Below are 13,502 nucleotides of genomic sequence, written 5' to 3' on the forward strand. Positions count from 1 at the left end.
CGTTAAGAAAGGGTTAAACTGGCCCGATTCTGTGCCCAAGCCACTGCCCGGGTCCATTCTGTGGAAAATGGGCCTGCCGGCAGCTAGTGATTGTGGTCGTGCGCGTGCGCCATGGTGATTTCCGGCAGCGCGGGCAGGTCGGCAGGCGGCGTTGCGCCGGCATCCGTCAGGGCGGCATCAATCAACTCGAAATAGCCCTCATAAGTGGCGGAATTGTAGCCCTCCAGCTTGCTGTCACTGATCACGAAGGAGGGGGTGCCGCCGATCTGGTGCTTTTCCATGCCCATGCGAACATTTTCATTGATCGCATCGAAAACGGCATCGCTGTTGATGCATTCCAGCAATTCAGGTTCCGTCAGATCGGCTTCCACGACATAGCTGCTCAGATGGGCTTCATATTCCGGGCTGACCCAGTCGACCTGATGCTCGAACAGGGTGTCGACCATGGAGAAATAGGCATCGCTGCCTTTCTGGGCTGCCGCACAGCGGGCGATGGAAGCGCCCAGATAGGAGAGCTGCGGCGGGGCCGTGGGGAAGTCCCGGAATTCGAACCGGACGAGGCCGGGCTCGATGTAATGTTCCTGCAGAATTGGAAAGACATATTCGTGATACGCCGCGCAGTGCGGGCAGGTGACGGACGCATATTCGATCAGGGTGATCGGTGCTTCTGCCTCGCCAAGGACCATCGCTTCGGTCCCCGGAACAGGGGGCGTATCATCTTCAACGATGATTTCTGCGTCCGACCCGTTCCCGGCAGCGGCTGACTGGCCGTCCTCTGCGACCGGATCAACCGGCTCATTGTCAGCTTCGCTCTGGTCGCAGGCAACCATGACGAGGGCAGCCGAGACGGCCACAAAGAACCTTGTTGCGTTCATCACCTGCGAGCTCCGTTTCTTCTTACTCGGTCTCTTCGTCAGAAGGCGTTTCTGCCGGAGCCTCTGCCGGTGTTTCGGAAGGGGCAGCACCCTCGGTCGGTGTCACTGCTTCCTGTTCTACGGCAGAATCCTGTGCAGGCGCATCAGCGGGCGGTTCGACACCGGCCTCGACCAGTTTCTCATCCAGCATGTCGAAGAAATCGGCATAGGTGCGGTACCCGCTCAGCTCGTCGCCATCAACGAGGAAGGTTGGTGTGGAATCAACGCCATATTCGTCGCGGCCGATGCGGACATTGTCGTTGATCGCGCCGATGATCTCGTCACGGCCGACACAGGCGCGGAAGGCTTCTTCGGACAGGCCGGCCTGGGCGGCATAGGACAGGATCTCAGACTGGAAATTCGTCTGGTTCACCCATTTCTGCTGGTTATTGAACAGCGTGCCGACCATGGCGAAATAGGCCTGCGAACCCTTGCTGTCAGCGGCGCAGCGGGCAAGGGCCGAGCCGAGATAGGACAGCTGGGCCGGAGCGGTCGGGAATTCCCGGTACTCCAGCTTCACCTTGCCGGTGTCGATATATTTCTCCTTCAGCTCGGGATAGGCATTGACGTGAAATGCCGCGCAGGCTCCGCAGGTGACGGAGGCGTATTCGACCAGCAGGACCGGCGCGTCCGGATCGCCGAGGATCATCGCCTGCGTGCCAGGCGAATTCGGGTTGCCGACATCGGTGCCAGCCGCCGCATTATTGTCGGTCGAAACCTCTGTGCCGCTCGTGGTCGTCCCGCCAGTGTTTGTCGTGTCACCATTATCGTCATTGCCGCAGGCGATCAGCGCGAGAGAAGCGCCAAGCGCGGCGATGAGGGATAAGGGCTTCGAAGTGATAAGAGCGGTCATTGCTCGATCCTTTGTCTGGTGCCACCGGGCAGCCGGATGGCCTGTCGTTCAAAACATCTCGCAACCTCGCCGATTGCGCGGATCAGTGCAAGGCCCTGCTACGTTAACTGGCGGTATCTTGAAGCACGGATACTCAGTGCTTGCCCTGCCCGGTATCCTGGTCCGGATCGTTCTGCCGCGCCTCTATCAGCCCGCGCATCCGCAACAGGGCATCCTGCAACCCTTGCGATGGCGGGGCTAGGGGCACCGTCTTGTCTTGTGGGGGCATGACCGGGCGGGAATAGGACGGGCCTTTTTGCGCCTTTGCGCCTGCAGCACCGGTCTGGCGGATGAGCAGGCGCGTGACAGTACCCTTGCCCAGCACGCGATTGACCCTGTCGATCAGCTCCGCCTGGCGGTATTGCAGCTGCATTGCCGCAGCGCCATTGGCGACGGCAACTTCCAGCGAGCGGGCGCGACCGGCGGCTTTGAGACGTACCGGGCGGCACAGCCGCGCAATCTCGCTGCCCGCGATCTCGTGCCAGTCAGCGGCGAGACGCGGGTCCATCGCGCCGGATTTGGAGGCTAACGCGGCCAGCAGCTTTCCCATCTCGCGGGAGAGATGCGGTGGCGGCGAGCGGCGCGGCTTGGTCTGAAAGGGTTGGGCCATGCCAGCGAGTATAGACTATGGCGGGCCATGGGGGACAGGCCAAATGGCATGATCTGGAAAACGTTTCAGTCAAAGAAAAGGCGCCCGGTGAGGGGCGCCTTGTGAAATAAAGTCTGACTGGCGACTATCGTTTTTCCGGCTCGCCTGCATCGTCGTCATTGGGAATGTTGACGCCATCATCATCGACGACTTCGTCTTCCTCACCATTGGCGTCGTCATCCGGTGCGTCGACGTCATAGGTCGGTATATCGACGGAAAGCTCCTGCGTGCCGGTACGCGTCACTTCAGGTCCGACAAAGGCGATTTCGCCATTCTCGATATCGGTATCTGTGAAATACATCCAGGCCCCGGCGACAATCACCACGACTAGGATTACAGCAAACAATCGTCCCATTTGAACCTCCATTCAAATCAATGCCTGCCTAACCCCGAACAGGGTAAATTGTTCCCTGCGATGATTTGCGAGAACAGGCACACAGAGCGGTTTACGCTGGAACTTGCCTTGTCTATCAATGCTTTCCCTGAAAACGCCTGCATCCCGAAAGTGCCCCGAATGATCGATGCTGCCTTGCTGGACTGGTATGACCGTCATGCCCGGGTCTTGCCCTGGAGGACTGGCCCGGCGGCGCGCAAGCGGGGCGAGCGGCCCGATCCATACCGGGTCTGGCTGTCCGAAGTGATGCTGCAGCAGACGACGGTTGCGACCGTGACGCCGCGCTATGCCCGCTTCCTCGAGCTTTTCCCGACGGTCGAGGCGCTGGCTGCAGCACCGGTGGAGGACGTGCTCGCCGAATGGGCGGGGCTTGGCTATTATGCCCGCGCCCGCAACCTGCATAAATGCGCACAGGTCGTGGCCGGGGAGCATGGTGGAGTATTTCCGCAGACGGAAGAAGGCCTGCTGGCCCTGCCGGGCATCGGCGCCTATACCGCCGCAGCAATCGCGGCCATTGCCTTCGATGAGCCCGCCGTGGTGATGGACGGCAATATCGAGCGTGTCATGGCGCGTCTGTTCGCAGTCGAGACACCCTTGCCGGATGCCAAGCCGGTGCTGCGCGACCATGCTGCCAGCCTGACGCCAGACAAGAGACCGGGCGATTATGCACAGGCGCTGATGGATCTGGGGGCGACGATCTGTACACCCCGCAACCCGGCCTGTGCCCTGTGCCCGCTGCGGGAGAAATGCATCGCGCAAAAGAACGCCATTCAGGCCGACCTGCCGCGCAAGAAGAAGAAGGCAGCCAAGCCGACCCGCTTCGGCACGGCATTTCATATCACCCGCAAGGGTGATGGTGCCGTGCTGCTGGTACGCCGGCCCGACAAGGGACTGCTTGGCGGCATGCTTGCTTTTCCCGCAACAGAATGGGGAGAGCGGGCGGACGCCGAACCGCCCATCAAGGCCGCCTGGTTGAAGGCCGATGAGCCGGTGCGCCACACCTTCACCCATTTCCATCTGGAAATGGATGTCTGGATGGTGACCGTGTCGGACGCCGCTGCGCGCAAGGCACAAAAGGCACTGCAAGGGGAGTGGCATCCCGACCCGGCCATGGCGGGCCTGCCCACCGTTTTTCGCAAGGTTCTGGATGTGACAAACCGCGATAAATGATCAGGTTACGGCATTGAATGTGCCCTATCATAGGCCGGGAAATCATGCAGACGATTGCAATGAAATTGATTGCAACCCGGCATTGCAATTGATTGCAGCCCATTGAGTCCATTTGCATACGGAGCTTACGCTAGTCCCATATAATATTATAATATGGGAGATAAGAGATGCCTGGTAAGCGTACCCCGTGGCTCGCCCTTCTTGCCGCGACAGCTGTCGGCCTTGCCGCCTGTGGCGGTGGTGGCGACAGTGGCAGTAGTGGAGGCTCTGGCAGCGGGTCGGGCACGCCCCCGCCCCCGCCGCCACCGCCTGATCCCGTGGCGGAAGATACTGCCCTCGATACCGTCGTCACCGGCGCGCCTGTCAATTTCGTCCACGACCCGACAATCGTGAAAATCGGCAACCGCTATCACCTGTTCCATACCTCCAACGATGTCGACAGTGCCGGCTATATCTACTGGCGCTATTCCGATGACATGGTGAACTGGTCCTTCGCCGGGGCGATCTTCGATGAAATCCCGCCCTATGCGGTGGCGGAAGTGACCGAGACCGATGCCAATGACCCGCCGGAAGGCGTGTGGGCGCCCCATGCCATGGTCGTCGGTGACGAGCTATGGGTCTATTACTCCGTATTCGCCTATCATGAATCCAATACCGACCGGGAATCCCTGAGTGGCCTCGTGACCATCCCCATCGACCAGATCGATGTGAATGACTCCATGGCCGGCTGGACTGATCAGGGTCTGGTCATCAATGCAGAACCGCAGGACCGCTGGAGCGCCATCGACCCGCATGTGCTGGTCGATCCCAATGACGGCACCTGGTACATGACCTTCGGCAGCTACTGGTCGGGGATCGAGCTCATTGAAATTGATCCGTCCACGGGAAAACCGCCAGCAACCGCCGTGCCGGTCAACATCGCCGACAGGGGCGCACCGCCCAACGCCATCGAAGCGCCGGTGATGGTCTATCGCGACGGCTATTACTATCTGTTCGTATCCAAGGACGCCTGCTGCCAGGGCTATGACAGCACCTATAATGTCGTCGTCGGTCGATCGACCAGTCCGTATGTTGACTTTGTCGACCGCGACGGAAACCTGATGACGCAGGATGGCGGCACGACGGTCCTCGACAACAGCTCCGACCCGACCGACACCTATCGCGGCCCGGGCCATAACGACATCTATCAGGAGGGCGATGACTGGTATATCGTCTACCATGCTTACCGTCAGGACGGCCTGCCGGAGCTGCGCATCCACACCCTGCTGTGGGACAATGATGGCTGGCCCTATATCGATCTCGACAACGAGACGCAGCCGCCCTCGCAATAGGACCGACTACAGGTCCAGCCAGCGCCCCGCCCTGAACCGGCGGGGCGTTTCGTGTTTGAACGGGCATTTTGCCGAGCCACAAAACTTTGCTTGCCCATCAGGGTAACCCGTCGCTATCTGGCGCGATGGAAGATACTCAGAACCAGAACCAGCCAGATGACCAGGCGGAGAAGCCGGTATCGCACCAGTTCATTGCGTTCCGCTATCCGGCCTTTGTGCTGTACTGGGCGGCGCGGTTCCTGGCCAGTTTCGCGGTACAGATCCTGTCTGTCTCCGTCGCATGGCAGGTCTATGACCTGACGCGAAATCCGGCCGATCTCGGCATCATCGGCCTCGTGCAATTCCTGCCGCTACTCTTGCTGGTCTTCATCACCGGTGCAGTGGCGGACACTGTCGGGCGGCGCAAGGTGATGGGCGCGTCCATCGCGCTGGAGCTTCTCTGCGCCGGGGCCATCCTCTATTTTTCCGTAACCGGACTGTCCGGCCCTGTGCCGATCTTCGTTGCGCTGACCGGCATCGGCATCGCGCGGGCGTTCTTTGGGCCGGCGGCCCAGTCGCTGGTCGTCAACCTCGTGCCGAAATCCGTCTTCCCCAATGCGGTCGCGTGGAACTCCTCCTCCTGGCAGGTCGCCAGCATTGGCGGGCCGGTCGGCGGTGGGCTGCTATACGGGGTCGGCGCGCCGGTTGCCTATGGCGTCGCTGTGGGGATGCTGGCCGTCGCATTCATGCTTGTGCTGATGATCCCCAAGCCGCCCGCCCGCGAGACGGGAAAGAAGGTCACGATTTCCTCGCTCTTTGACGGGCTGCGGTTCATCCGCAAGGAGCGGGTCGTGCTGGGCGCGATCACGCTCGACCTGTTCGCCGTGCTGCTTGGCGGCGCGGTGGCGCTGCTGCCCGTCTATGCGCGGGACATCTTGCATATGGGGCCGTGGGGCCTCGGCCTGTTGCGGGCAGCCCCCGGCATCGGCGCTGTCATTGTCGCGGCGTTCCTCGCGGCAAAGCCTGTGCGCGACCATGCGGGCAAGTGGCTGCTCTTTTACGTTGCCCTGTTCGGTGTCTTCACTGTCCTGTTTGGCCTGTCGACCATCACCTGGCTGTCCATCGTCGCGCTGGCGCTGATCGGCGGGGCGGACATGGTGTCGGTCTATATCCGCGAGACGCTGCTGCAGCTATGGACCCCGGACGAGGTGAGGGGCCGCGTCAACGCCGTCAACATGGTCTTCCTCGGCGCGTCGAACGAGCTCGGTGAATTCCGCGCCGGGTTCATGGCGGCGTGGATCGGCGCCGTGCCCGCCGTCATCTTCGGCGGTGTCGGCGCGGTCGCGGTCGCCGGGCTGGCATGGGTCGTGTTCCCGGAGCTGAGGGATGCGAAATCGCTGGTGAAGACGGAGTAGGGGCGGTTTGTAATTATGGCCGTGGACTGCTCTTATCATACCACTCTTTTTCTCGGCGAGCAGCGTTGCCTCAAGTCCTTAAGCCGTCAAGGCCGGCTTCGCCGCCGCGTAGCGGGTATGCGCCTTGACGGCTTAAGGACTTGAGGCACAATCGCAGCCGAAAGATGAATGGAGCGGTTTCACCGTTCACGGTGCAACTTGGCACGGCCCCGCCATTGCCACAATTCTGCACAATCACCATTTAATAATTATGTGGGTGACGATTTCAATTTCGCTATTCGCAGCTTTTTGGCTGTACGGGCTGATCTCGTCTGTCCTGACGGGATTGTTCTGGCTTTTCTTCCCCAAGCGTCACGCTCTTGCCCATAGCCGCATGCATTGGATCGGCATTGGATGGCGGACCGATCGTGGGGAAGGATTTTCGTCATTGCCGGCCAGTGTCAGGGCCTACGTCCAGACAATACACTGGGTACAATTATTCTGGGCAGTTGTGTGGGCGGTGTTCTTTATTGCTGCAACCTGTACGTTTCTAACAACGGGTACCGCTGAGCTCTTTACTTCACGTTCCGCCTGATCCGTAAGCGGAACTCTTATTCCAGGTTCTGGTCCCAGACATACACAAGACCGCCTTCCCGTGCGGCGAAGCGGTCGATGTGCTGGACGACGACGTCTTTCAATTTGTCGGCGCTGTCGTCATTTTCAGGCTCAAGCGAGATGTATAACGCCGCGTCCCCGGCCTGAAGAAAGACCTCGCCGATCGGGAGTTTTATCGTCGATTGTTCCGGCGTGAAGTCGACATGGAACTTATGGCCCCAGTGTTTGCTAAGCTGCTGCAGATAGCGGCTTGCTTTGTCAGTCTGTGCGGTCGCTTTCAGGGTCATGGTCAAATCCTTCTATGTTGCAGGACTCGATATAAACAATCTGATAATGATTTGCATTATCAGATTGTGGTTTTTTCGGCAACAGTGTTTTGCAGGCCGCATCTAACTGAAAGAACTCAGTGGAAGCAGCCCTCTACGACTTCGCAGAGGGGCTGCCGTTCCGCCTGATCTGCTCACGGAAGGTGTCGATCGGCTTCAGCCCGGTATCGGTTTCCACGTGCCAGAATGTCCAGCCATTGCAGGCCTGCGCTTTCTGTACCGCGGCACCAATCTTGTGGATGGAGCCCTGGTCGACCTCGACGGATTTCGCGAATTTCGACGGCACGGCGAGGGTGCCGTCTGCCTTCACCCGGGCGGCATATTTCCGCTTGGAACAATACAGCATCGTGCCCGGACGGACCATGCCGGCCTCGACCACCTGGTTGAACGGTACGCGCGGCGCGGCGCGGGGGGAGGGCATGGGCGTCGCGTCGCGCTTCTCGACCGGGCGGATGTCGGCGATGCGGGCGGTTGCCGCCTCGATATAGGCCTCATCGCGTTCGAGCCCGATGAAGTGACGGCCGAGCATCTTGGCGACCGCGCCGGTCGTGCCGGTGCCGAAGAACGGGTCGAGCACGACATCGCCCGGCTGCGTCGTCGCCATGATGATGCGGTGTAGCAGGGCCTCCGGCTTTTGCGTCGGGTGGGTTTTTTTGCCATCCTCACCCTTCAGCCGCTCCTCGCCCGTGCATAGCGGGAACAGCCAGTCGGAGCGCATCTGCACATCTTCATTTCCGGCCTTCATGGCTGTGTAGTTGAAGGTCGGCTTGGATTTCTGGTCGCGGGCGGCCCAGATCAGCGTCTCGTGCGCGTTGGTGAAGCGGGTGCCGCGGAAATTCGGCATCGGGTTGGTCTTCACCCAGATGATATCGTTCAGCATCCAGAAGCCAAGGTCCTGCAGGCTCGCGCCGAGGCGGAAGATGTTGTGATAGGAGCCGATCACCCAGATCGCGCCGTCGGGCTTCAGCACGCGCCGCGCCTCGCTCAGCCAGCCGCGTGAGAACTCGTCATAGACCTTGAAGCTCTCGAACTGGTCCCAGTCATTATCGACGCCGTCGACGCGGGAATTATCGGGCCGCGACAGGTCGCCGCCGAGCTGAAGGTTATAGGGCGGGTCTGCGAAAATGAGATCGACGGAGGCATCGGGCAGGGTGCGCATCGTCTCGATGCAGTCGCCCTGCAGGATCGTATCCAGCATCTCTGCTGATATTCTGCCTGCTGATCTTTTGCCTTTTGCCGCCACGTTCAAAACCCTCATCACTCACAAGCCGGGAGGGCATAGTGAGTCCCCGGGAGTCCCCGGTCAAGAGGTGATCTGAAATTAATGAGCAGAGTCAATGCGTTAACCAAGGTTAACCGGGCTCTAAGCCCTTATTTCACCGGGACAAAATCGTATAATTCGATGGTATATCGCTGCGAAAAATTTTTGAACATCATGCTGCCGGTTGTATCATTATGAAAGCGGTTGATCACCGCCGGACCGTCATCAAGGACGGTGTAGGCCTGTTCCAGCACCATTGTATCGATCCGGGCGACAGGAACGGGCTTGAAAGGTTTGTCGGCCTTCATGGAGAAGCGAGAGATCTTGCCGGTCTCGCTGTCGAGGACAAGCGTCGGGTTTACGGCATCCTGCATCTTCTCCCCCATTTCACCATCCTCGTTAACGAGGGTGACCGCATAGACAAGCTCGCTTCCCGTGTCCTCTGTCAGCACCGCAGAGGAAATCTTTCCGGCCATTTCATGATAGGTGATCTTGCCCGGCGCGGACAGTCTTGCCTGCATGTCTTCGATGACGGTGCGCCCGGATTTATCAAGGTCGGCCAGATCGCCTTCCATGATAATCCAGTCTTCATTCTGTGCGTCATATCGCATCACAAGCACGCCCTCGTCAGAGGTTGCGCGCATGGAGAAGGAGGCACGGAAGTCCGCATACTGAGCGGCCTCGTCAAACGCCGCTGTCAGCGGCGCGGGCAGGTCAGCCGCCCGGGCGGAAGACAACAAAACGGTCAGGGTTATTAGGGCCGTCAAGATACGCGACATGGCAGTTTTTCCTCGATCCACGCTGGAGGCTAGAGGATAAATGCCGGAGTGGAACAGTTAAAAGCCGGTCAGGCAGCGGGCTGCAGGCTGAGCGGCAGGGCAAACTCGCTGCGCTCCTCAAGGCAGGCTCGCACGGGCGCGAAGGAGCGGCGGTGATGAGGGGTGACGCCGTGGCGTTCCAGCCCGGCGCGGTGGACCGGCGCGCAATAGCCCTTGTTCGATTCCCAGCCATACCACGGCCAGGCGCGGGCAAGCTCCAGCATCATCCGGTCGCGGGTGACCTTGGCGATGATCGAGGCGGCGGCGATGGACAAAGATTTCGCGTCGCCCTTGATCACAGTATAAGCCGGGCAAGCGAGCTTCGGCTTCATGTTGCCGTCGACGATGGCCGTGGTCGGCGGCACGGGCAGTGTTGCGGCGGCGCGGGCCATGGCCAGCATGGTCGCCTGAGCGATGTTGATCCGGTCGATCTCTTCTACAGTGGCGATGCCGACGCCGATGCGGGCTGTCTTCCACAGCGCGTGGGCCAGCTCCGTTCGGCGGGTGGGGCTGAGCATCTTGGAATCGCAGATGCCGGCGGGGGTGCAATCCGGGTTCAGGATCACGGCGGCGGCAACCACCGGCCCGGCCCACGGGCCGCGGCCTGCCTCGTCGATGCCGCAGACGAGACCGGGCAGTTTTCGCTCGATATCGAAGGTCGGCCTGATTTTCGGCGCGCGTTCAGCCACTCCGGTGCCCCTTGAAGAATATGGTTAACGAAAGATTACCAGCCCGATTCTGGCCTGAAAGCAAAAGAACAGGAAGCTGACAGGGTGTCGCTGTGGAAAAGTTGCTGCGTTGACGCTGACAGCACGAAGCGGGAATAACTGGATTTATGTCAGGTAGTCTTGACATTACCGTTTGTCAGGTATATATGACATACTGTCGATAGAACAGGACAGGAGATTTTGTCATGAAATGGTGCGGGAAAATGAATGCGGGCGTGGTCATCGCCCTGGTCGTGGCGATCGTCACGGCCTTGCACTCCGCTGGCGTATGGGCAGCGGAGCCGGAGGCGAAGCGCGTCAGCATCGAGACGGCGGGTGAAGGCGAGGTTGTGTATTTCCTGCCGGGGCTGATGTCGTCCCCGGATGTTTTCGATGAGGCCGTCGCGACTGTTGGAGACATAGCGGCCAAAAAGGTCAGATTTGCCGGGATGGCTGGCACGCCGCCGGTTGCCGAGCCATCGCCTTATATCGCCCCGGCGGTCGAGGCGCTGGCTGGCGAGATCGCGGCGCGGGATGCCGGGCAGGTGAGGCTTGTCGGTCATTCCATGGGCGGTCTGGTCGCGCTATTGCTGGCGGCGGAGCATCCGGAGCTTGTCCACAGCGTGCTGGTAGTCGATTCCGTGCCCTTCCTGCCGGCGCTGTTCCAGCCCGGGATCAGTGCGGACGCTGCCGCCCAGCAGGGCGCCGTGATGGCGATGCAGATGAAGAATGCGACGCCAGAGCAATTTGCGGGGTTTGTCGCTTCCGGATTGAACAGGCAGGCGTCGGGTGAGGCTGATCGTCAGATGATCCTCGAGGCGGCAAAGGCTTCCGATCAGGCAAGTGCTGCGGCCGTGACCGGCGAGATGCTGTCGACCGATTACAGCGCAGAGCTGGCGGGGCTTGCCGTGCCGGTGACAGTGCTGGTGCCCCATCATGCCGGCATCGGCGTCAGCGAGGAAGCGCTGCTCGGTGTCTATCAAGGGCAGTATGCGGGGCTGGAAAACGTGACGTTCATCGTCGTTCCCGACTCGCGCCACTTTATCATGCTTGATCAGCCGGACGCGTTTGCCGAGGCGCTGCAGGACTTTATCGAAGGGGAATGAGATGAAAAAGGAAGCCACGAAATATTCCATCCGTATGCTGGCGATCTTCGCTTTCTACACGGTCTCGGTTTTCGGCATCAATTTGCTGCCAGCCGAGGAGATGGCGCCATGGATGCGGATTGCCGTGTCGATGATCCCGGTCATCCCCGCCATCGTGATGATCTTCGTCATCCTCGATTTTGTGCGGTCGATGGACGAGGTGCAGCAGCGCATCATCAATGAAAGCTGCCTCGTATCGCTCGTTCTCGTCGGGCTTGCCAGCTTTTCCTATGGCTTCCTTGAGGGGGCGATCGACGTGCCGCCAATCTCCATGATCTGGGTGTTTCCGGCCCTGATCGGCACAGCCGGCATCGCGCAGATTTTCGTGCGCATGCGGTATATGTGAGGGCGGGCCGATGGAAAACCGAATGCGCGTGATGCGCGCCGAGAGACGATGGAGCCAGGAAGCGCTGGGCGAGCGGGTCGGCGTTTCCCGCCAGGCGATCAACGCGGTGGAAACAGGCAAGCACGACCCGTCCCTGATGCTGGCGTTCAAGATCGCCATGGCCTTTGGCTGCCGTATCGAGGAAGTGTTCGATCCGCAGCTGGGGGAAGAGAAAGCGGCAGAGTAAATGGCGGGCGTGCAAGGCCTGAAGTTCCTTGCACGCCCTTTTAGACAGGCTGGCTAAACCTTTCGCTCGAACAAGAAGGTCAAGTTGCTGTCATAATCTCTCATCACACCTACCCGAACAGATCCCCCTGACCCGTCACGCTGGCGGGCACGCGGAACCTTGTCGTGTCGAGTGGCACGCGGTCGCGACCATTGGCAAGGCCGGTGCGCTCCAGCACCTTGCGGTAGCGCGTCATCATCAGCTTGGCGAAGACGCCTTTCACCTCTGCCCCGCGTGACCAGTGCGGGTCGTAATCGCGCCCGCCATTCATCTCCCGGATATGGCGCATGATGCGGGTGGCGCGGGTCGGCGCGAAGGTCTCCAGCCATTCCTGGAACAGGGGCGAGACCTCCAGCGGCAGGCGCAGGATCGTGTAGGCAGAATAGGTCGCGCCGGCTTCGGCCGCCTTTTCGATAATCTCTTCCATCTCCGAATCATTCAGTCCGGGGATCATCGGCCCGGTCATGATGCCGGTGGTGATGCCGGCATCGACGAGGCGTTTCAGCGCATCGAAGCGGCGGGCGGGCGTCGGCGCACGGGGCTCCATCGCCCGGGCAAGCTTGCGGTCTTCCGTCGTGATCGAGATCATGCAGCGGGTCAGGTTCTTTTCCCCCATGGGCGCGAGGATATCGAGATCGCGGATGATCAGGTCCGACTTGGTCAGGATCGAGACCGGGTGATTGAAGTTGGACAGCACACCGAGGATCTTGCGCATGACCAGATACTGCCGCTCGATCGGCTGGTAGGCATCGGTGTTGGTGCCGATGGCGATGGGGCGCAGCTTGTAGTTCGGGTTCGAAAGCTCCTTGACCAGCAGCTTGTCGGCATCCGGCTTGGCGAACAGCTTCGTCTCGAAATCGAGACCTGGCGACAGGCCCATATAGGCGTGGGTCGGCCGCGCGAAACAATAGATGCAGCCATGCTCGCAGCCGCGATAGGGATTGATCGAGCGGTCGAAGCCCACATAGGGCGAGTTGTTGAAAGTGACGATCTTGCGCGGCGTCTCGTGGGTGATGTGGGTCTTTACCGGTTCTGGCAGGCCCTCCTCCCCATCGGCGCTCCAGCCATCGTCGAACTCCTCCCGTTTCTCGCTCTCATAGCGACCGGAAGAATTAGACCGCGCGCCACGCCCCTTCTCCCGAAGCGGCGGCGTCCCCCCTTGGGCGGGTGTGGTCGGGGGGCGGAAGGTGAGGGGCGTAGCGCGGGCCATGACCAGACGATATCATCCAAAAAGAACAAATCAAGAACAAAATTTATGCTTTGTTCTCGCGGTTTTCCACAGCCTGTGTGCTTGCG

The 13,502-nt window shown here is 60.5% G+C and carries 15 protein-coding genes; 6 read left to right on the forward strand and 9 right to left on the reverse strand.

Annotated features, from left to right (window positions below; genetic code table 11):
• Positions 1 to 83: 83 nt before the first annotated feature.
• The 4 genes from FF098_RS12480 to FF098_RS12495 all read right to left on the reverse strand — a co-directional run bounded on the left by FF098_RS12480 (position 84) and on the right by FF098_RS12495 (position 2,810).
• On the reverse strand, positions 84 to 875 hold the full coding sequence (locus FF098_RS12480) for a thioredoxin domain-containing protein (protein WP_155140971.1): 792 nt from the start codon (positions 873 to 875) through the stop codon (positions 84 to 86).
• A 22-nt stretch (positions 876 to 897) separates the two neighbouring features.
• Entirely contained in the window at positions 898 to 1,767 is an 870-nt protein-coding gene (locus tag FF098_RS12485; RefSeq protein WP_155140973.1) for a DsbA family protein, read from the reverse strand.
• Positions 1,768 to 1,900: 133 nt separating this feature from the next.
• The gene (locus FF098_RS12490; protein ID WP_155140975.1) at positions 1,901 to 2,416 is read right to left on the reverse strand and encodes a DciA family protein; all 516 of its coding nucleotides are present in this window, start codon (positions 2,414 to 2,416) and stop codon (positions 1,901 to 1,903) included.
• 124 nt (positions 2,417 to 2,540) lie between these two features.
• Complete coding sequence (locus FF098_RS12495) at positions 2,541 to 2,810, reverse strand: hypothetical protein (protein WP_155140977.1); 270 nt, start codon at positions 2,808 to 2,810, stop codon at positions 2,541 to 2,543.
• A 159-nt stretch (positions 2,811 to 2,969) separates the two neighbouring features.
• Here FF098_RS12495 and mutY point away from each other — a divergent pair, with 159 nt between their 5' ends.
• From mutY to FF098_RS12510, 3 genes are all read left to right on the forward strand, one after another.
• Entirely contained in the window at positions 2,970 to 4,019 is a 1,050-nt protein-coding gene (gene mutY, locus FF098_RS12500) for an A/G-specific adenine glycosylase (RefSeq protein WP_155141391.1), read from the forward strand.
• A gap of 167 nt (positions 4,020 to 4,186) precedes the next feature.
• On the forward strand, positions 4,187 to 5,350 hold the full coding sequence (locus FF098_RS12505) for an arabinan endo-1,5-alpha-L-arabinosidase (RefSeq protein WP_155140979.1): 1,164 nt from the start codon (positions 4,187 to 4,189) through the stop codon (positions 5,348 to 5,350).
• Positions 5,351 to 5,475: 125 nt separating this feature from the next.
• Entirely contained in the window at positions 5,476 to 6,744 is a 1,269-nt protein-coding gene (locus FF098_RS12510; RefSeq protein WP_155140981.1) for an MFS transporter, read from the forward strand.
• A 590-nt stretch (positions 6,745 to 7,334) separates the two neighbouring features.
• On the opposite strand, the gene FF098_RS12515 is transcribed toward FF098_RS12510, so the two are convergent.
• The 4 genes from FF098_RS12515 to FF098_RS12530 all read right to left on the reverse strand — a co-directional run bounded on the left by FF098_RS12515 (position 7,335) and on the right by FF098_RS12530 (position 10,432).
• Complete coding sequence (locus FF098_RS12515; protein ID WP_155140983.1) at positions 7,335 to 7,625, reverse strand: DUF2218 domain-containing protein; 291 nt, start codon at positions 7,623 to 7,625, stop codon at positions 7,335 to 7,337.
• A gap of 133 nt (positions 7,626 to 7,758) precedes the next feature.
• Positions 7,759 to 8,862 carry a site-specific DNA-methyltransferase gene (locus tag FF098_RS12520; protein WP_229714581.1) on the reverse strand — a complete coding sequence of 368 codons (1,104 nt, stop codon included), beginning with the start codon at positions 8,860 to 8,862 and terminating at the stop codon, positions 7,759 to 7,761.
• A 173-nt stretch (positions 8,863 to 9,035) separates the two neighbouring features.
• Entirely contained in the window at positions 9,036 to 9,704 is a 669-nt protein-coding gene (locus tag FF098_RS12525) for a hypothetical protein (RefSeq protein WP_155140987.1), read from the reverse strand.
• Positions 9,705 to 9,772: 68 nt separating this feature from the next.
• The gene (locus tag FF098_RS12530; RefSeq protein ID WP_229714582.1) at positions 9,773 to 10,432 is read right to left on the reverse strand and encodes a ribonuclease HII; all 660 of its coding nucleotides are present in this window, start codon (positions 10,430 to 10,432) and stop codon (positions 9,773 to 9,775) included.
• Positions 10,433 to 10,656: 224 nt separating this feature from the next.
• Between FF098_RS12530 and FF098_RS12535 the strand changes: the two genes are divergently transcribed.
• The 3 genes from FF098_RS12535 to FF098_RS12545 are packed head-to-tail and all read left to right on the forward strand — an operon-like array spanning position 10,657 to position 12,167.
• On the forward strand, positions 10,657 to 11,556 hold the full coding sequence (locus FF098_RS12535; protein WP_155140989.1) for an alpha/beta fold hydrolase: 900 nt from the start codon (positions 10,657 to 10,659) through the stop codon (positions 11,554 to 11,556).
• Position 11,557: 1 nt separating this feature from the next.
• Positions 11,558 to 11,941, forward strand: a complete 384-nt coding sequence (locus FF098_RS12540; RefSeq protein WP_155140991.1) for a hypothetical protein — start codon at positions 11,558 to 11,560, stop codon at positions 11,939 to 11,941.
• Between the two features lie 10 nt (positions 11,942 to 11,951).
• The gene (locus tag FF098_RS12545; RefSeq protein ID WP_155140993.1) at positions 11,952 to 12,167 is read left to right on the forward strand and encodes a helix-turn-helix transcriptional regulator; all 216 of its coding nucleotides are present in this window, start codon (positions 11,952 to 11,954) and stop codon (positions 12,165 to 12,167) included.
• A 109-nt stretch (positions 12,168 to 12,276) separates the two neighbouring features.
• On the opposite strand, the gene FF098_RS12550 is transcribed toward FF098_RS12545, so the two are convergent.
• The gene (locus FF098_RS12550; protein WP_155140994.1) at positions 12,277 to 13,416 is read right to left on the reverse strand and encodes a PA0069 family radical SAM protein; all 1,140 of its coding nucleotides are present in this window, start codon (positions 13,414 to 13,416) and stop codon (positions 12,277 to 12,279) included.
• Positions 13,417 to 13,502: the final 86 nt, after the last annotated feature.

It is taken from the genome of Aquisalinus luteolus, from assembly GCF_009712425.2.
Taxonomy (GTDB): Bacteria; Pseudomonadota; Alphaproteobacteria; order Caulobacterales; family Parvularculaceae; genus Aquisalinus; species Aquisalinus luteolus.